The sequence below is a fragment of the Actinoplanes sp. CA-051413 genome, assembly GCF_050955795.1.
Taxonomy (GTDB): Bacteria; Actinomycetota; Actinomycetes; order Mycobacteriales; family Micromonosporaceae; genus Actinoplanes.
The window spans coordinates 1,150,230-1,164,912 of the sequence record NZ_CP192100.1 but is presented as its reverse complement, the minus strand read 5'-3'; the positions used below and the strand labels follow the sequence as shown (position 1 = coordinate 1,164,912).

The following is a 14,683-nucleotide window of genomic DNA, read 5'->3' as shown; positions in this document are numbered from 1 at the left end:
CGGAGGCGTCACGTCACCGCGGACTGGTTAGCCCCGGAACTGCCAAATTCTTCGCCGGCAGAGGCTTTCTTCACATGTCGCGCCTGCCGCCGGGCTGGAACCGCCGGGGTGCGCCCAGCGAAGCGGCCGGGCGCGGGGTCCCCGAGCGGCGGGCCGCAGGCCCGGCCCTGCTGGGCGGCGCGAGCGGCCTGCGAAGCGGGCCGCCTTGACCCTGTATTGAAACTCGTAACCACGGACGTGCCCGATCGGTGCCCGATCGGCGTCGCCCAGAGCGACGCCTGACCGCTGGACTTGCGCAGAGGCAAGGCCGTCGGGTTTCGGTCAGGCGGCCTCGCTGACAGTGGTTTCCGGATAACCCGGCTGCCCGAGTGGACTTCCACATTTTGTCTTATATCAACGATGACGTTTCGTGCAGACGAGGGCGAAATCAGTCAGTGGAAGCATCTGCCTCGAGGAGCCCGGCGAATATCTCGGCGGGCTTTTCCCAGTCGTGGACCTGTCCTCAGAGGCTCAGTAGCTGTTCGGCGGTCAGGTCGTCGAGGCCCAGAGAACTCATCGTGCGGGCTCCTTCCGCACGCAGGTCGCGCGCGAGGACGACAGAGGTCAATTCAATGATCGCGTCCATCGTCGGGGTGGGCACTGAGAGTCGGCGGCCCAGGTCGGTGAAGAAGACCAGGGAGTAGCCGACGTCTTCGGTGAGGTACCGGGAGTCGAGGGCAGTCGGGGCCTTGATGCCACGGAAGCCGGGCGCCCGGGAATACCCGGTCGTGTAGTTGCTCTCGGTCATGTAGCCCTGCTCCACACCGATATCCGGCTCGGACAGGATCGTCACGCCGAGCGCCGTCGCGATGGCGAGACGTTCGGTGTCGACAGCCTCCATCAGACGGCTCGCCGCCGGGGTGACGCCCTCCTCGTAGAAGAGGAAGTCGCCACCGGTCCGCTCCAGCAGGGCGGCGTTCATGAGCGTCACCGCGGGGTGGATGACAGGGTTGCCGTTCTGCAGAGATGTCTGGAAGACCGTGGCCGCCTCGACGGACGAGGGATAGACCTGCCTGAGGATCTCCAGCAGCTTGCCGTTGCCGGACCGAGGAACGGCCGCGGCGAAGAGGCCCTTGTCGAACTTGTGGAATACGTGGACGTTGCCCTGGCCGTCGGCCCGGCACGCGTACGGGAGGGTGCTGGTCTCCCCGACGATGACGCTGTCGTCGTGCACCGCCAGACCCGCGGCTCGCTTGAAGGCGAGGGCGCCGCCGCAGGAGCCGGGACAGACCACCACGGTCATCCCGGGCCTCAGGTGAGGTGCGAGGTCGCGACCGAACGGCTCGGTGGCGAACGCGGGCCCGACCACGAAGACGATCTCGGCACCCTCCATGGCGGCTTCGATGTCCGTACCGGCGTACGCAACCGGGGCGAAGCCCTCCAGCCGTCCCTGGCTCGTGATGCCGCCCTTGGCCCGGACTGCCTCAAGGTTTTCGTGAGCGTGTGCGGCTTGGGAGTACAGCGAGACGCGGTGGCCTTGCTGAGCACAGTCGAAGGCGAGAGCCATGCCTCCGTTGCCGGAACCGATAACGGTGACGTTCATGGTCGCTCCCCAATCCTCCGGCGTCCTGGCAGACGCCGGCAGGTTCAATCGGTGGAAGTATTTCCTCGACGATTCGACGAATCTCGGAAGTTCTTCCCGTCGAAGATCTTACGCGGGTCGATCGTTGATTTCCGCAGCGACCATCTCGGCACACTTGAGAGGAACACTCCGTGAGCACAGTGCAGGCGCAGGCCATCATGTCTCTCGACGGGTACGTCGCCAAGCCGGACAACTCCATCGGCCGGTTGTTCGACTGGTTGCAGAACGGCGACGTCGCGATTCCGACCCCCGCTGGGGACTTCACCGTCCACCTCACCCCGCAGAGTGCGGAGCATTGGCAGCGATGGGTGTCTTCTCTCGGTGCGCTGGTCTGTGGCCGGACGTTGTTCGACGTAACCGACGGCTGGCAAGGCCGGCACACCCTGGACGTCCCCATCGTCGTGGTGACGCATCAGGTCCCCACCGACTGGGTCGAGGCGCACCCCGATGCCCCCTTCTACTTCGTCACCGAGGGAGTCGAGGCTGCGATCACTCGGGCCAAGGAGCTCGCTGGAGATCGTGTCGTCACGGTCACCGGAGGGACCATTGCGCGGCAGTGCCTGGAGCTTGGGCTGTTGGACGAGGTTGCCGTAGACCTGGTGCCGGTGGTGATGGGCGCGGGCAACCGGCCCTTCTTCGGCGAACTCACCTCGGAAGACGTCCTGCTCGGCAACCCGACCGTGTGTATCCAAGGGGACCGGGTCGTCCACCTTGTCTTCCCGGTGCAGCGCACCCGTGACTGAATCAGTGGAGCCTGTCGATTCTGGGCAGGGGCGTTCGTAGCGGAAGTGAGAGGCAACCACTGATCACTTCAAGGAGAACCTCATGACCGCGACCTACACCTTCGACGTCTTCTCCAGCCTCGACGGCTTCGGCGCCGCCGGCGGGGACTGGACCGGCTACTGGGGCAAGCAGGGCCCCGAGCTCCTCGACCGCCGGCTCGCCCTCTACAACACCGACCAGCGCATGGTCTTCGGGGCCAACACCTACCGGATCTTCACGAGCCTGCTGGCCGAGAACACCGAGGAAACAGTCCGCGACCCCTGGGTCACCCGCATGCGGAACCTGCCGACGACCATCGTGTCGAGCACCCTCGAAGGCCCCCTCGACTGGCCCGACGCGACAGTCGAGCACGGTGACGCCGTCGATGTCGTCGGCCGCCTCAAGGAGCAGTCCGACGTCCCGCTCCGCTCGCACGGCAGCCTTTCGCTGAACCGGGCGCTGATGGCCGCCGGTCTCGTCGACCGCGTACACGTGACGCTTTTTCCGGTCGTCACCGGCCGGACCGGAATCGGGCCGATCTTCGCCGGCGCCGAGGATTTTGACCTCGAGCTGCTGGAGACCCGTACGCTCGACGGCCGCATCCAGGAGCTCATCTACCGCCCTACGCTGCACTGATGCTGTCCTCCCTACGGGTGTAAAAGATCGACAGCCTCCTACCCCTCCTCACACACTGAACAAGAAGACAATTCAGGAGGTAGACCTCGGGAGGTTCACCATGCCCAGGTTTCACAATGAGGAGGAGCGGGTCGCCTGGACGTTGGCCGAGTCGCTGGCCGACAAGGCCCGGGCGATGATGCGGCAGGCCGAGAATGCGCTCGAGACCTGGCGGATCGGCAAGGAGCTCAATCGCGTTCGCTGTGCGCGGCGCGGGATCAGTGCATCCGACGCCGAGATCCGCTGGTCCGAGACCGCCAACGCCAAGAATGCGCTCACCGACAACAGTTTCCACGTCTCGCTCGCGACGATGTACTTCGGTGCCGCCGCGGCCTACTACTCCCGAGCCCAATACCTCCGGAGCCACGGGGAAGCCCATGTATGAGAAAAGCGCCACCCCGACCGGGGCGGCGGTCGGAGCGGCGCTCTCGCAGGCCTGACGGACCCGGCGCTCGCACGGGGGACGAGCGCCGGATCCACCAGGGGCCTGAGTCGAGTGTGCGGCGGATTTCTGGGAAACCGCTGTGCCACACCGCCAAATGAGCTGGGAGTCAGCCAGGGGCGGAAGCCGGCCAGGACCCGCAGCCGGCCGGGAGCCGGAAGCAAGCGAAAACGTCAGCTGTCGACCGGCGGAGGCTTGGGAGGCTCCGCCGGGGCACTCGCACCCGGCCCCTGCGCGGCGGCCTCGTCCTGGTTCGTTCCCGGACCGGCGAGCGCGAGCCCGAGCACCGCACCCGCGCCGATCAGTCCGAGGCCGGCCAGGGAGATCTTGCGTCGTTCCGGCTCGTTCACGGCACCTCCAAGTTCAAGACCGGCTTTCCATGCTGCCCCGGCCTGCTGTGAGATAGCTGAGTCGCCCTGCCGAGATAGCTGAGTCGCCGGCCAGCAGGCATATTGGTCACATGGAGACGGCAACCGAGAACGAACGCAAGTACGACGTCCCCGCCGGTTTCGAGTTGCCGCCTCTCATCGGTGCCGGCGGGGTGCGGGAGCTCGGCGAGGCCGAGGTGCACGAGCTCGACGCGACCTACTTCGACACCGACGATCTGCGGTTGGCCCGCAACAAGCGGACCCTGCGCCGGCGAACCGGGGGCGAGGACGCGGGGTGGCATCTCAAGACGCCGGCCGGCGGGTCGAGCCGGACCGAGCATCGGCTGCCGTTGACCGACGGCGACGACGTGCCCGCCGAGCTGGTCGCGGAGGTGCGCACGATCGTGCGGACCCGGCCGCTGCGCCCGGTGGCGCGGCTGCGTACGCATCGGGTGGAGACGCCGCTGCGCGACGAGCAGGGCCGGACCCTCGCGCTGGTCGCCCAGGACCGGGTCGGCGCCGAGACCGGCGGCACCGAGCAGAACTGGCAGGAGCTCGAGGTTGAGCTGGTCGACGGCGGCCCGGAGGTGCTCGACGCCGTCGAGGGCCTGCTGCGGGCAGCCGGTGCCACCCCGGCTGCCGGGCCGTCGAAGCTGGCCCGGGCGCTCGGCGACCGGCTCGCCGAGCCGCGGCGCCGGCGCCGCAAGATCAACCCCGTGCTCCGGTACGCGCGGGAGCATCGCGAGGCCGTCGAGGAGCAGGACCAGGGGGTACGCGCCGGGAACCCGGAAGCCGTGCACAAGATGCGGGTGGCGACCCGGCGCCTGCGCAGCACCCTGAAGACGTTCAAGGCCTCGTTCGATCGGGAGCGGGCCGCCGCGCTCAGTGACGAGCTCAAGTGGCTGGCCGACTGCCTCGGTGACGTGCGGGACGGTCAGGTCCTCGAGGGCAAGCTGCTTTCCGACACGTCCGGCTTCCCGGAGGTGTCCGGTGGCATCCGCGCTCATCTCGACGCCCAGGTCGAGCGGGGCCGTGCGGCGCTGACCGAGGCGCTGGACAGCGACCGCTACCTCGCCATGCTCGACGCCATGGACGAGCTCGTCGACGACCCGGAGCCGGACGACGCGGGTGCGCTGCGCCGGGCCCGCAAGGCGCTGCTCAAGGCCGACCGGCTGCTGGACGAGGCGATGGCCGGCGGCGTCGACGCCGAGCTGCACGAGGCCCGCAAGGCCTACAAACGGGCCCGGTACGCGGTGGAGATCTTCGCCCCCAGCGCCGGCAAGCCGGGCAAGCGCCTGGTGAAGGCCCTGACCGGGCTCCAGGACGTGCTCGGCGCGCATCAGGATTCGGTGGTCGCGCGGGAGGTGCTGCGCGAGGTGGCGCGCACCGCGCCGGACGGATTCGGGTACGGCGTGCTGTGGGCGCGGCAGGAGCAGGTCGGCGTGCAGACCCGCGCCGGGTTGCCTCCGGTCGTCGCAGCGTCCCGGAAGAAGCGGGTGCGGAGCTGGCTCGGCTGAGCGTTCACCCGCCGTCCGCCTTCTGGATACGGTCCGCCAGTTGTCAGGTCGGCCGCAGTGGGTATGAACCCTGGTCATGCAGGCGGAGCGGGACCACGAGCAGAACCACGAGCAGGGCGACAACGGCGGCCACGAGGATCGCCAGTTCGACGACGAGCTCACCACCGACCCGTACACGGGTCCGATCACCGAGCTGGGCGGTTACCGGGTCGCCGACGACGATGACGACGACCCGGTGCTGCTCAACGCCGACGGCACCCCCGTGGACACCTGGCGCGAGGACTACCCGTACGACATCCGGATGCCGCGGGCCGAGTACGACCATGACAAGCGGCTGCTGCAGATCGAGCTGCTGAAGCTGCAGAACTGGTGCAAGCGGACCGGCGAGCGGATGGTGATCCTCTTCGAGGGCCGCGACGCCGCCGGCAAGGGCGGCACGATCAAGCGCTTCATGGAGCACCTGAACCCGCGCGGCGCCTCGGTGGTGGCGCTGGAGAAGCCGAACGAGCGCGAGAGCAACCAGTGGTACTTCCAGCGCTACATCAAGCACCTGCCCGCGGCCGGGGAGATCGTGCTCTTCGACCGGTCCTGGTACAACCGGGCCGGCGTCGAACGGGTCATGGGCTTCTGCACCCGCGCCGAGTATCTGGAGTTCATGCGGCAGGCCCCGGACCTGGAACGGATGCTGGTCCGCTCGCAGATCAACCTGATCAAGTTCTGGTTCTCGGTCTCGCAGGGTGAGCAGCGCACCCGCTTCGCGATCCGGCAGGTCGATCCGGTACGCCAGTGGAAGCTCTCGAAGATGGATCTCGAGTCGCTCGACAAGTGGGGCGAGTACACCGAGGCCAAGGAGGCGATGTTCTTCTACACGGACACCGCCGACGCCCCGTGGACCGTGGTCAAGAGCAACGACAAGAAGCGTGCCCGGCTGGAGGCGATCCGGTTCGTCCTCAACCGCTTCGACTACGACAACAAGGACACCAGCATCGTCGGCACCCCCGACCCGCAGATCGTCGGTCCCGCCTCCCAGTTCGTCGAGGGCACCGAGGTGTCGCCCCAGGTATTCCCGCGACTCTAGTGACCTTAAAAGCGTTGTCGGCGGGGGCCACGGGTGGTTAACGTGGCCGTACACGTGAGAGGAGGTGGTCCGAAGTTGTATAGCAACTGGACTCGTGAGGTGGCTGTCCGCTAGCCGCTGTCCTTGACAGCTTCGTAGGAAAACGTCGAGACCGTGTGGCAGCGGTGCGGCGAATACCAGGCAGCCACCCGGCCCCCGGGGATCCGGCCCAGTCCGACCGGACCGTGCTACGGCGCGGAAGTCCCCGGGGGTCGCTTCATGTCCGGAGTTGATCATGCGCCAGCTGACCGTGCTCGGCACTGCGAGCCAGGTGCCCACCCGGCACCGTAACCACAACGGCTACCTGCTGCGCTGGGACGACGAGGTCGTGCTCTTCGACCCGGGTGAGGGCACCCAGCGCCAGATGCTGATGGCCGGGCTCGCCGTGACCCCGCTGCGGCGCATCTGTATCACCCACTTCCACGGGGACCACGCGCTCGGCCTGCCCGGGATCATCCAGCGCGTCTCGCTCGACAAGGTCCCGCACCCGGTCCAGGTGCACTACCCGGCCGGCGGCCAGGAGTTCTTCGACCGGCTCCGGCACGCCACCAGCTTCTACGACGTCGCCGACCTTCAGCCCGTACCGGTGGCCGACGGTTTCCGGGTCGAGACCTCGGCCGGCGCGCTCACCGCGCTGCCGTTGCGCCACTCGATCGAGACCTACGGCTACCGCCTGGCCGAGCCCGACAGCCACCGGATGGTGCCGTCGCTGCTGGCCGCACACGGCATCGCCGGGCCGGCGGTCGGCGAGCTGCAGCGCACCGGCCGTCTCGGCCGGGTGACGCTGGAGCAGGTCAGCGCGCCCCGGCCCGGGCAGCGCTTCGCCTTCGTGATGGACACCGGCCTGTGCGACAACGTCTTCCACCTCGCCGAGGGCGCCGACCTGCTGGTCATCGAGTCGACCTTCCTCGCGGAAGATGCCGCGATGGCCGCCCAGGTCGGCCACCTGACCGCGGGCCAGGCCGGGTCGGTGGCCCGGCAGTCGGGGGTACGCACGCTGGTGCTCACCCACTTCTCCCAGCGGTACGCGGACAGCACCCGGTTTCTCGACGAGGCCCGCGCGGAGTTCGACGGCGACATCGTGCTCGCCGAGGATCTGCTGCGGGTGCCGGTGCCGCCCCGGCTAGGTTCGTCCGATGAGCGTGCATCTGCGTCCCGCCGCTAACGACGACCTGCGGGCGATCGGCGCCCTGCACTTCCACTCGCGCGCCTCCGCGTACGCGGACATCCTCTCCCCCGACGCGCTGGCCCACGGCTCGCCGGAGGTGCTGGGCGAGTGGTGGGCGGAGCGGTGGAAGTGGGAGCAGGACACCCACCGGCTGACCGTCGCAGTCGACGGCCCGACCCTCGCGGGCTTCACGTACGTGGGACCGACCGAGGAGGACAGCGTCGCGGAGCTGTACGCGATCCACGCCGACCCGGCGTACGTGGGCACCGGGGTCGGCCGGGCGCTGATGGCCGACGCCCTACCGGCGCTGGCCGAGCTGGGCGACCGGGCCGTGCTCTGGGTCCTCGCGGCGAACGAGCGGGCCCGGCGCTTCTACGAGCGCGGCGGCTGGGTTCCGGACGGCACAACCCGGACCGAGGCGATCGGCGGTGAGCCGGTCCTCCAGGTGCGCTACGGACGAGCGGTGGAGGGCGGGCGGGAGCGCGTGACCGAGTGAATGCGGGGGAACCTGTGGTCACGCACTCCCGCCAACCGCGCCCGCCCGAACCGCGTTGACGCCTGGCCGGAGGCGCCGACCGGCGGAGGCGTGCCGGTCGCGGCGGTTCATGGGCGGGTCCGGGTGCGGGACGCCGGCGTGCTGGCGGGGCACGGGGGCATCACCGCGGTTCGACGTCGTCCGGGCCGATGCAGGTCGGTTCTTGCCGGGGGACGGTCAAGGTCCCGGATGACGTCGAGGGTCTGCAGGGGTCGTTCAGTCGAAATAGCCTCTGTTCAGTTCGTCGATCTTCGGCGTCTCGCGCCGGACCATGTTGCCGTCCAGCCCGGTACGGATGCCGGGCATCGCGCGCACGCTGTTGAGGTCGTGCCGCAGGGTCCAGGCTTCCCGCCACGGCCGGCGGGAGGCGAGGTCGGCGCGTTCGCCGAGCCGGCGCGGTGCGCAGGGCCAGCGCCAGCCGCACCAGACGCAGTTGCCGTCGTGGCCGGCCTCGGCGTGCCGCCGCAGCATCTGCTGGGCGTCCTGCCAGAGCAGGCGGTCCACGATGTCGGCCGGTACAGCCTCGTCGACGATGACCATCCCCACCCCTCCGTCCGGCTCGTTCAGCTCCTTCGTCACTCATACAACCCCCGGCAACGGGCATCCGGTCGGACTATCTGTGCGACCTTCGCGACTATCAGTGACTGGCCCTGTTCGCCGTGGGCGGACGCCGTACCGGCATCGATGGCCGCCGAACCGGTGTTCTGGACTGCATGGATACCGAACACACGGGTGTCGAAACGGGCGCGCTCGATGCCTACAGCCGTGTCGTGACCGGCGTCGCCGCCCAGCTGCTGCCGTCCGTCGCGGCGCTGTCCGTCCGTACCCCGCGCGGGGCCGGCGCGGGCTCGGCGGTCACCTTCACCGACGACGGATTCCTGCTCACCAATGCCCACGTGGTCGCCGGCGCGACCGGCGGCACCGCCGCCTTCGCCGAGGGCACCGAGACCAAGTTCGACGTGGTCGGCGCCGACGCGCTGTCCGACCTGGCCGTCGTCCGCGTGCACAACCCCGGCGCGCCGGCAGCCCCGCTCGGCGACGCCGACCGGCTGCGGATCGGCCAGCTGGTCGTGGCGGTCGGCAACCCGATGGGCCTCGCCGGCTCGGTCACCGCCGGCGTGGTCTCCGGACTGGGCCGCTCACTGCCGGCCCGCGACGGCCGCCGGGTCCGCATCATCGACAACGTCATCCAGACCGACGCGGCGCTCAACCCGGGCAACTCCGGCGGCGCCCTGGCCGACTCCACCGGCACGGTGGTCGGCGTCAACACGGCGGTCGCGGGCTACGGCCTGGGCCTGGCCGTACCGATCAACAAGACCACCCGCCAGATCATCGGCGAGCTGGTGACCACGGGCCGGGTCCGCCGCGCCTGGCTCGGCGTCGCGGGCGTACCAGTGCCGCTGCCCCCGCCGATCGCGGAGCGCCTGGGCCAGAAGCTGGGCCTGCGCGTGGTCGAGGTGGTCCCGGGCAGTCCGGCCGGCACGGCGGGCATCTACCTCGGCGACATCCTGATCACGGCGGGCGGCGAAGCGGTGCAGACGGTCCAGGCTCTGCAACGGCTGATGCTGGGCCCGGCGATCGGCCAGAACCTGCCCATCACTGTCCTGCGGAAAAACGCCTTCGTGGACGTGGTGACCGTCCCGGCCGAGCTCTCCTGACCCGAAGGGTGCTGCCGCGCTCCCGGCTCAGGGACGCGGCAGCATGCCGACCAGCGACGTGATGATCGCTAACCGCAGGGCTGTTCGCATATCGACGTGGTGGACCGCGAGCGCCGGTTCGGACTCGTAGACGGCGAGCAGGCTCGGCGGCGGCGAGGTGTAGGCGGACAGCGCGCCGCCCACGATCAGGAGGTTCAGGCAGAACATCTCGGCCCGGTCACCGAGCTCGGGCAGGTGCCGCCGGACCAGGCCGGCCATCACCGCGAGGTTGCCCAGCGAGGCCCGCTTGTGCCGGCGGATCACCTCGACCGAGACGTTGTGCTCGAGCACCCCGCCCTGCGCGCCGAAGAGATCACAGAGCACGGTCTGAGCTGCGAGCGACCGGCTGAGCACGTCGGCCGCCTGCTCCGCCCGTTCCACCGCGGACCGGCCCAGGTCGATCCCGCGGGCCAGCTCCGGCTCCAGCTCGGCCAGCCAGCTCGCCGTCCGGTCGTCCATCAGGTCGAGCAGCACCGCCTCGCGGCTCTCGAAATAGCGCAGCACCGCCGTCTTGGCCAGGCCGACCCGCCGGCTCAGCTCGTTCAGGGTCACCTGGGCCACCGGCATCTCGTCGAGCATCGCCGAGGTCGTCTCCAGGATCGCCCGGCGCCGGACCGCACGCTGCTCGTCGCTGCGCGCCCGCTGGAACGTCATGCCGCCCACCCTAGCTTAGGTACCGGCGGTCTCTTGACACCGTACCGGCGGTACATTACCGTTCAGGTCATAAGTTACCGGCGGTACATTGGGGAGCAGAGATGAAGTGGACCGAGCAGCAGATCCCGCGCCAGGACGGCCGGGTGGCCGTGATCACCGGGGCCAACACCGGGCTGGGCTTCGAGACCGCCCGGCGGCTCGCCGAGCGCGGGGCGTCGGTGGTGCTGGCCGTGCGGGACACGGCGAAGGGCAAGCTGGCCGCCGCCCGGATCAACGGTGACGTCTCCGTACAGGAACTGGATCTGACCTCGCTGGAATCGGTGCACGCCGCGGCCGCCGGCCTGCGCGCCACCCACCCGCGGATCGACCTGCTGATCAACAACGCCGGCGTGATGTACACCCCGCGGCAGACCACCCGCGACGGCTTCGAGCTCCAGTTCGGCACCAACCACCTGGGCCACTTCGCGCTCACCGGACTGCTGCTCGACCTGCTGCTGCCCGTGCCCGGCTCCCGGGTGGTCACGGTCAGCAGCACCGGCCACCGCATCCGCGCCGCCATCCACTTCGACGACCTGCAGTGGGAGCGTTCCTACGCCCGGATCGGCGCCTACGGCCAGTCCAAGCTGGCCAACCTGATGTTCACCTACGAGTTGCAGCGCCGGCTCGCCGCGCACGGCACCACCGCCGCGGTGGCCGCCCACCCCGGCATCTCCAACACCGAGCTGGTCCGCAACATCCCGCCGGCGATGCGCCGACCGGTCTCCTGGCTCGCCCCGCTGATCAGCCAGCCCGCGACCGCGGGTGCGCTGCCCACCCTGCGGGCCGCCACCGACCCGTCCGTCCTCGGCGGGCAGTACTACGGCCCCGACGGCCTGGTCGAGGGGCGCGGCTACCCGAAGCTGGTCACTTCCAGCCCCGAGTCCTACGACCTGAACGCGCAGGAGCGCCTCTGGGCCGTCTCGGAAGACCTCACCGGCGTGCGATTCCCGGTGGGCCGGGCAACCGCCGCGGCGTGACCACGCAAAGATGCCGTCCGGCCCGCACAGGGCCGGACGGCATCCAGAACCTCAGGAGAGGTGCGCCAGCAGATCCTGGCGCGTCAGAACTCCGGCGGGCTTGCCGTCGACCAGGACCATCGCCGCGTCCGCGTGCTCGAGCAGGGTCACCGCCTCGCTCACCGGCTGACCGCCGCCGATCATCGGCAGCGGGTCGGTCATGTGCCGCTCGATGGTGTCGTGCAGGTGCGCCTGCCCGGTGAACAGCGCGTCCAGCAGCGCCTTCTCCGCGATCGACCCGGCCACCTCGCCCGTCACGACCGGCGGCTCGGCCTTGAGGACCGGGAGCTGGCTGACGCCGTACTCGCGCATGTAGTCGATCGCGTCGCGGACCGTCTCGGTCGGGTGCACGTGGATCAGCGGGGGCATCTCGCCGCTCTTCGAGCCGAGGGCCGCCGCCACCGTGGCCTCGTCGCCGCCCGTGGTCAGGAAGCCGTAGCGGGCCATCCAGGTGTCGTTGAAGATCTTGGAGAGGTAGCCGCGGCCGCCGTCCGGGAGCAGGACCACGATCACGTCCTCCGGGGCCGCCCGGCGGGCCACGTCCAGGGCCGCGACCACGGCCATGCCGCAGCTGCCGCCGACCAGCAGGCCCTCCTCGCGGGCCAGGCGCCGGGTCATCTCGAACGAGTCCGAGTCGGAGACCTCGATGATCTCGTCGCAGATGCCCCGGTCGTAGGTCTCGGGCCAGAAGTCCTCGCCGACGCCCTCGACCAGGTACGGCCGGCCGCTGCCACCGGAGTAGACCGAGCCTTCCGGGTCGGCGCCGATGATGCGCACCTGACCCTGCTCCTTGAGGTACTTGCCGACGCCGGTGATGGTGCCGCCGGTGCCGACGCCCGCCACGAAGTGGGTGATCCGGCCGTCGGTCTGCTTCCACAGCTCCGGGCCGGTCTCCTCGTAGTGCGAGCGCGGGTTGGCCGGGTTGCTGTACTGATCCGGCTTCCACGCGCCGGGGATCTCCCGGGCCAGCCGGTCCGAGACGTTGTAGTAGGAGCGCGGGTCCTCCGGAGCCACGGCGGTCGGGCAGACCACCACCTCGGCCCCGTACGCCCGCAGCACGTTCTGCTTGTCCTCGCTGACCTTGTCGGGGCAGACGAAGACACACCGGTAGCCGCGGAGCTGGGCCACCAGGGCCAGGCCCACGCCCGTGTTTCCGCTGGTCGGCTCGACGATGGTGCCGCCCTCGCGGAGCAGGCCAGCCTTCTCGGCGTCCTCCACCATGCGCAGGGCGATGCGGTCCTTCACGGAGCCGCCGGGGTTGAAGTATTCGACCTTGGCAAGGACGGTCGCCGCTATGCCGTCGGTGACGCTGCGCAGCCGTACCAGGGGGGTGTCCCCGATGATGTCGACGACATTGTCGTAGTACCGCACGTCGCTGTGCCCTTCTCCGGTGCTGACCTGGATCTGGCCAGCCTACGGCTCAGCTCACCACGGAACCCGGCAGGACCGCGGCACGCTCCTTCTCCCACTGCAGGAAGCGCTCGGTCTCGCTGAGCACCGAGCCAGCCAGCCACGTGATCATCACGGCGTCGTCGGCCAGGCCGAAGACCAGCAGGGCCGCCTCCGGCACCGCGTCGATCGGTGAGACCACGTACAGCGTCGCGGCGGTCATCAGGGCCACCCGCAGGCCACCGTCGTACTCGCCCTTGGCGGTTGCCTTGATCATCCGCGGCAGCGCAGCCAGCCGCTGGCCGATCGACGGGCCGCCACGGGCCCCTGCCATCAGCGCCTTCGCGAGCGCCGTGAACGCGGCGGTCCGGCGCAGAGTTCTGGCCATGTCGTCCCCTTTCGCTGTCCTCAGCATGACGGCAACGCGCTATATGTGCCCGCTCGGCGCGGGGTTCAGACAGTTGTCGCACAGGCGAGTTAGCCTCGAAGTCCCCACCATCGCCGGCAGCCGGGTCTCCACCCTCGGCTGACGGGCAGGTTCCCACCGAGCGAGAGCGAGGGAGAGCGTGCGACAGGTGCGCAGTTTGACAGCGGAGGAGTGGCAGCGGCTCCGGCTCGCAGGCCAGATCGCGGGCGGTGTGACCGGCGCAGCGGCCGGCCTGACCGTCCTCTCGGCGGGCGTGCTGCTGCGCCAGGCCGCCGACGCCCGCCGGATCATCCCGATGGCCGAGGCACCGCCGCCTCGCGGTGACGGGGTGTACGGCCCCAAGTTCCCCGGCAAGCCGCTGAGCATGGTCGTCCTCGGTGACTCCTCCGCGGCCGGGTACGGCGTGCACCGTCCCCGGGAGACCCCCGGAGCCCTGATCGCCACCGGCGTCTCGCGGCGCCTGCGCCGGCCCGTACGCCTGCACCGGCTCGCCGTGGTCGGCTCGATGTCCTCCGGCCTGCAGTATCAGGTGGACGCCGCGCTGGAGTACGAGCCCGAGGTGGCCGTCATCCTGGTCGGCGCCAACGACGTCACGCACGCCTCGGCCCGTACGTCGGCCGTGCGCCATCTCGCCGACGCCGTGCGGCGGCTGCGCTCGATCGGCTGCAAAGTAGTCGTCGGCACCTGCCCGGACATCGGCGCGATCCAGCCGATCAAGCCGCCGCTGCGCTGGCTCGCCCGCAAGTGGAGCCGGCAGCTCGCCGCGGCCCAGACCGTCGCCGTGGTCGAGGCCGGCGGCCGGACGGTGTCCATCGGCGACCTGCTGGGCCCGGCGTTCGAGGCCGACCCGGTGCGGATGTTCAGTTCGGACCGCTTCCACCCGTCCGCCGAGGGTTACGCCCGCGCGGCGGCGGTCATGATGCCCACGCTCATGGCGATGCTCGGTGAGGACGACCGGGCCCCGGCCACCGGCACCGACGGCGTGCGCAGCCTGCCCGAGGCGGCCCAGGAGGCGGCCCGCGCGGCCGGCACCGAGGTCGCCCCGGCCAAGGTCGACGGTCGCGAGCGCGGGCCGGCCGGCCGCTGGGCCCAGCTGCGCCGGCACCCGTGGTTCGGCGAGCCCCGGCTGTGGTTCGGGCACCGCGCGGCGGCGTCGTTCGGGGCGGGTCCCGTTCCCGGCGTGTCCGGCCGGTCGGCCGCCGGAGCCGTAGGCTGGACCCCAGCGGATCATCAAACAGCCGTCGACTGACGGAGTT

16 protein-coding genes are annotated in these 14,683 nt (G+C 70.2%); 10 read left to right on the top strand and 6 right to left on the bottom strand.

What is annotated here, in order from left to right:
• Positions 1–502 precede the first annotated feature (502 nt).
• A complete protein-coding gene (locus ACQP2Y_RS05555; RefSeq protein ID WP_433725167.1) occupies positions 503–1,582 on the bottom strand; it encodes an NAD/NADP octopine/nopaline dehydrogenase family protein in 1,080 nt (359 codons plus the stop codon).
• 170 nt (positions 1,583–1,752) lie between these two features.
• Between ACQP2Y_RS05555 and ACQP2Y_RS05550 the strand changes: the two genes are divergently transcribed.
• From ACQP2Y_RS05550 to ACQP2Y_RS05540, 3 genes are all read left to right on the top strand, one after another.
• Positions 1,753–2,364 (top strand): dihydrofolate reductase family protein, encoded by a 612-nt coding sequence (locus tag ACQP2Y_RS05550; protein ID WP_433725165.1) that lies wholly within the window; start codon positions 1,753–1,755, stop codon positions 2,362–2,364.
• Between the two features lie 82 nt (positions 2,365–2,446).
• Positions 2,447–3,019, top strand: coding sequence for a dihydrofolate reductase family protein (locus ACQP2Y_RS05545; RefSeq protein WP_433725163.1), 573 nt, complete (start codon positions 2,447–2,449; stop codon positions 3,017–3,019).
• Between the two features lie 100 nt (positions 3,020–3,119).
• Positions 3,120–3,443: a hypothetical protein gene (locus ACQP2Y_RS05540; protein ID WP_433725161.1), complete on the top strand. Its 324-nt coding sequence runs from the start codon at positions 3,120–3,122 to the stop codon at positions 3,441–3,443.
• 230 nt (positions 3,444–3,673) lie between these two features.
• On the opposite strand, the gene ACQP2Y_RS05535 is transcribed toward ACQP2Y_RS05540, so the two are convergent.
• The gene (locus tag ACQP2Y_RS05535) at positions 3,674–3,850 is read right to left on the bottom strand and encodes a hypothetical protein (RefSeq protein WP_433725159.1); all 177 of its coding nucleotides are present in this window, start codon (positions 3,848–3,850) and stop codon (positions 3,674–3,676) included.
• A gap of 110 nt (positions 3,851–3,960) precedes the next feature.
• Here ACQP2Y_RS05535 and ACQP2Y_RS05530 point away from each other — a divergent pair, with 110 nt between their 5' ends.
• From ACQP2Y_RS05530 to ACQP2Y_RS05515, 4 genes are all read left to right on the top strand, one after another.
• A complete protein-coding gene (locus ACQP2Y_RS05530) occupies positions 3,961–5,385 on the top strand; it encodes a CHAD domain-containing protein (protein ID WP_433725157.1) in 1,425 nt (474 codons plus the stop codon).
• A 76-nt stretch (positions 5,386–5,461) separates the two neighbouring features.
• Entirely contained in the window at positions 5,462–6,463 is a 1,002-nt protein-coding gene (ppk2, locus tag ACQP2Y_RS05525; RefSeq protein ID WP_433725155.1) for a polyphosphate kinase 2, read from the top strand.
• A gap of 274 nt (positions 6,464–6,737) precedes the next feature.
• On the top strand, positions 6,738–7,667 hold the full coding sequence (locus ACQP2Y_RS05520; protein ID WP_433725153.1) for a ribonuclease Z: 930 nt from the start codon (positions 6,738–6,740) through the stop codon (positions 7,665–7,667).
• Positions 7,639–8,166, top strand: a complete 528-nt coding sequence (locus ACQP2Y_RS05515) for an N-acetyltransferase family protein (protein WP_433725151.1) — start codon at positions 7,639–7,641, stop codon at positions 8,164–8,166. Before ACQP2Y_RS05520 ends, ACQP2Y_RS05515 begins: the two co-directional genes overlap by 29 nt.
• Positions 8,167–8,421: 255 nt before the next feature.
• Here ACQP2Y_RS05515 and ACQP2Y_RS05510 read toward each other — a convergent pair whose 3' ends face one another.
• Entirely contained in the window at positions 8,422–8,784 is a 363-nt protein-coding gene (locus ACQP2Y_RS05510; RefSeq protein WP_360555893.1) for a hypothetical protein, read from the bottom strand.
• 134 nt (positions 8,785–8,918) lie between these two features.
• Between ACQP2Y_RS05510 and ACQP2Y_RS05505 the strand changes: the two genes are divergently transcribed.
• Complete coding sequence (locus ACQP2Y_RS05505) at positions 8,919–9,863, top strand: S1C family serine protease (protein WP_433725149.1); 945 nt, start codon at positions 8,919–8,921, stop codon at positions 9,861–9,863.
• 27 nt (positions 9,864–9,890) lie between these two features.
• On the opposite strand, the gene ACQP2Y_RS05500 is transcribed toward ACQP2Y_RS05505, so the two are convergent.
• Positions 9,891–10,556 (bottom strand): TetR/AcrR family transcriptional regulator, encoded by a 666-nt coding sequence (locus ACQP2Y_RS05500; protein ID WP_433725147.1) that lies wholly within the window; start codon positions 10,554–10,556, stop codon positions 9,891–9,893.
• A gap of 101 nt (positions 10,557–10,657) precedes the next feature.
• On the opposite strand from ACQP2Y_RS05500, the gene ACQP2Y_RS05495 reads away from it, so the two are divergent.
• Positions 10,658–11,572: an SDR family NAD(P)-dependent oxidoreductase gene (locus tag ACQP2Y_RS05495; protein ID WP_433725145.1), complete on the top strand. Its 915-nt coding sequence runs from the start codon at positions 10,658–10,660 to the stop codon at positions 11,570–11,572.
• 51 nt (positions 11,573–11,623) lie between these two features.
• Here the strand turns inward: ACQP2Y_RS05495 and ACQP2Y_RS05490 are convergent, their stop codons facing one another.
• A complete protein-coding gene (locus ACQP2Y_RS05490) occupies positions 11,624–12,982 on the bottom strand; it encodes a cystathionine beta-synthase (protein WP_433725143.1) in 1,359 nt (452 codons plus the stop codon).
• A 49-nt stretch (positions 12,983–13,031) separates the two neighbouring features.
• On the bottom strand, positions 13,032–13,388 hold the full coding sequence (locus tag ACQP2Y_RS05485) for a YkvA family protein (RefSeq protein WP_360555902.1): 357 nt from the start codon (positions 13,386–13,388) through the stop codon (positions 13,032–13,034).
• Between the two features lie 187 nt (positions 13,389–13,575).
• Between ACQP2Y_RS05485 and ACQP2Y_RS05480 the strand changes: the two genes are divergently transcribed.
• Positions 13,576–14,676 (top strand): SGNH/GDSL hydrolase family protein, encoded by a 1,101-nt coding sequence (locus ACQP2Y_RS05480; protein ID WP_433725141.1) that lies wholly within the window; start codon positions 13,576–13,578, stop codon positions 14,674–14,676.
• Positions 14,677–14,683 lie beyond the last annotated feature (7 nt).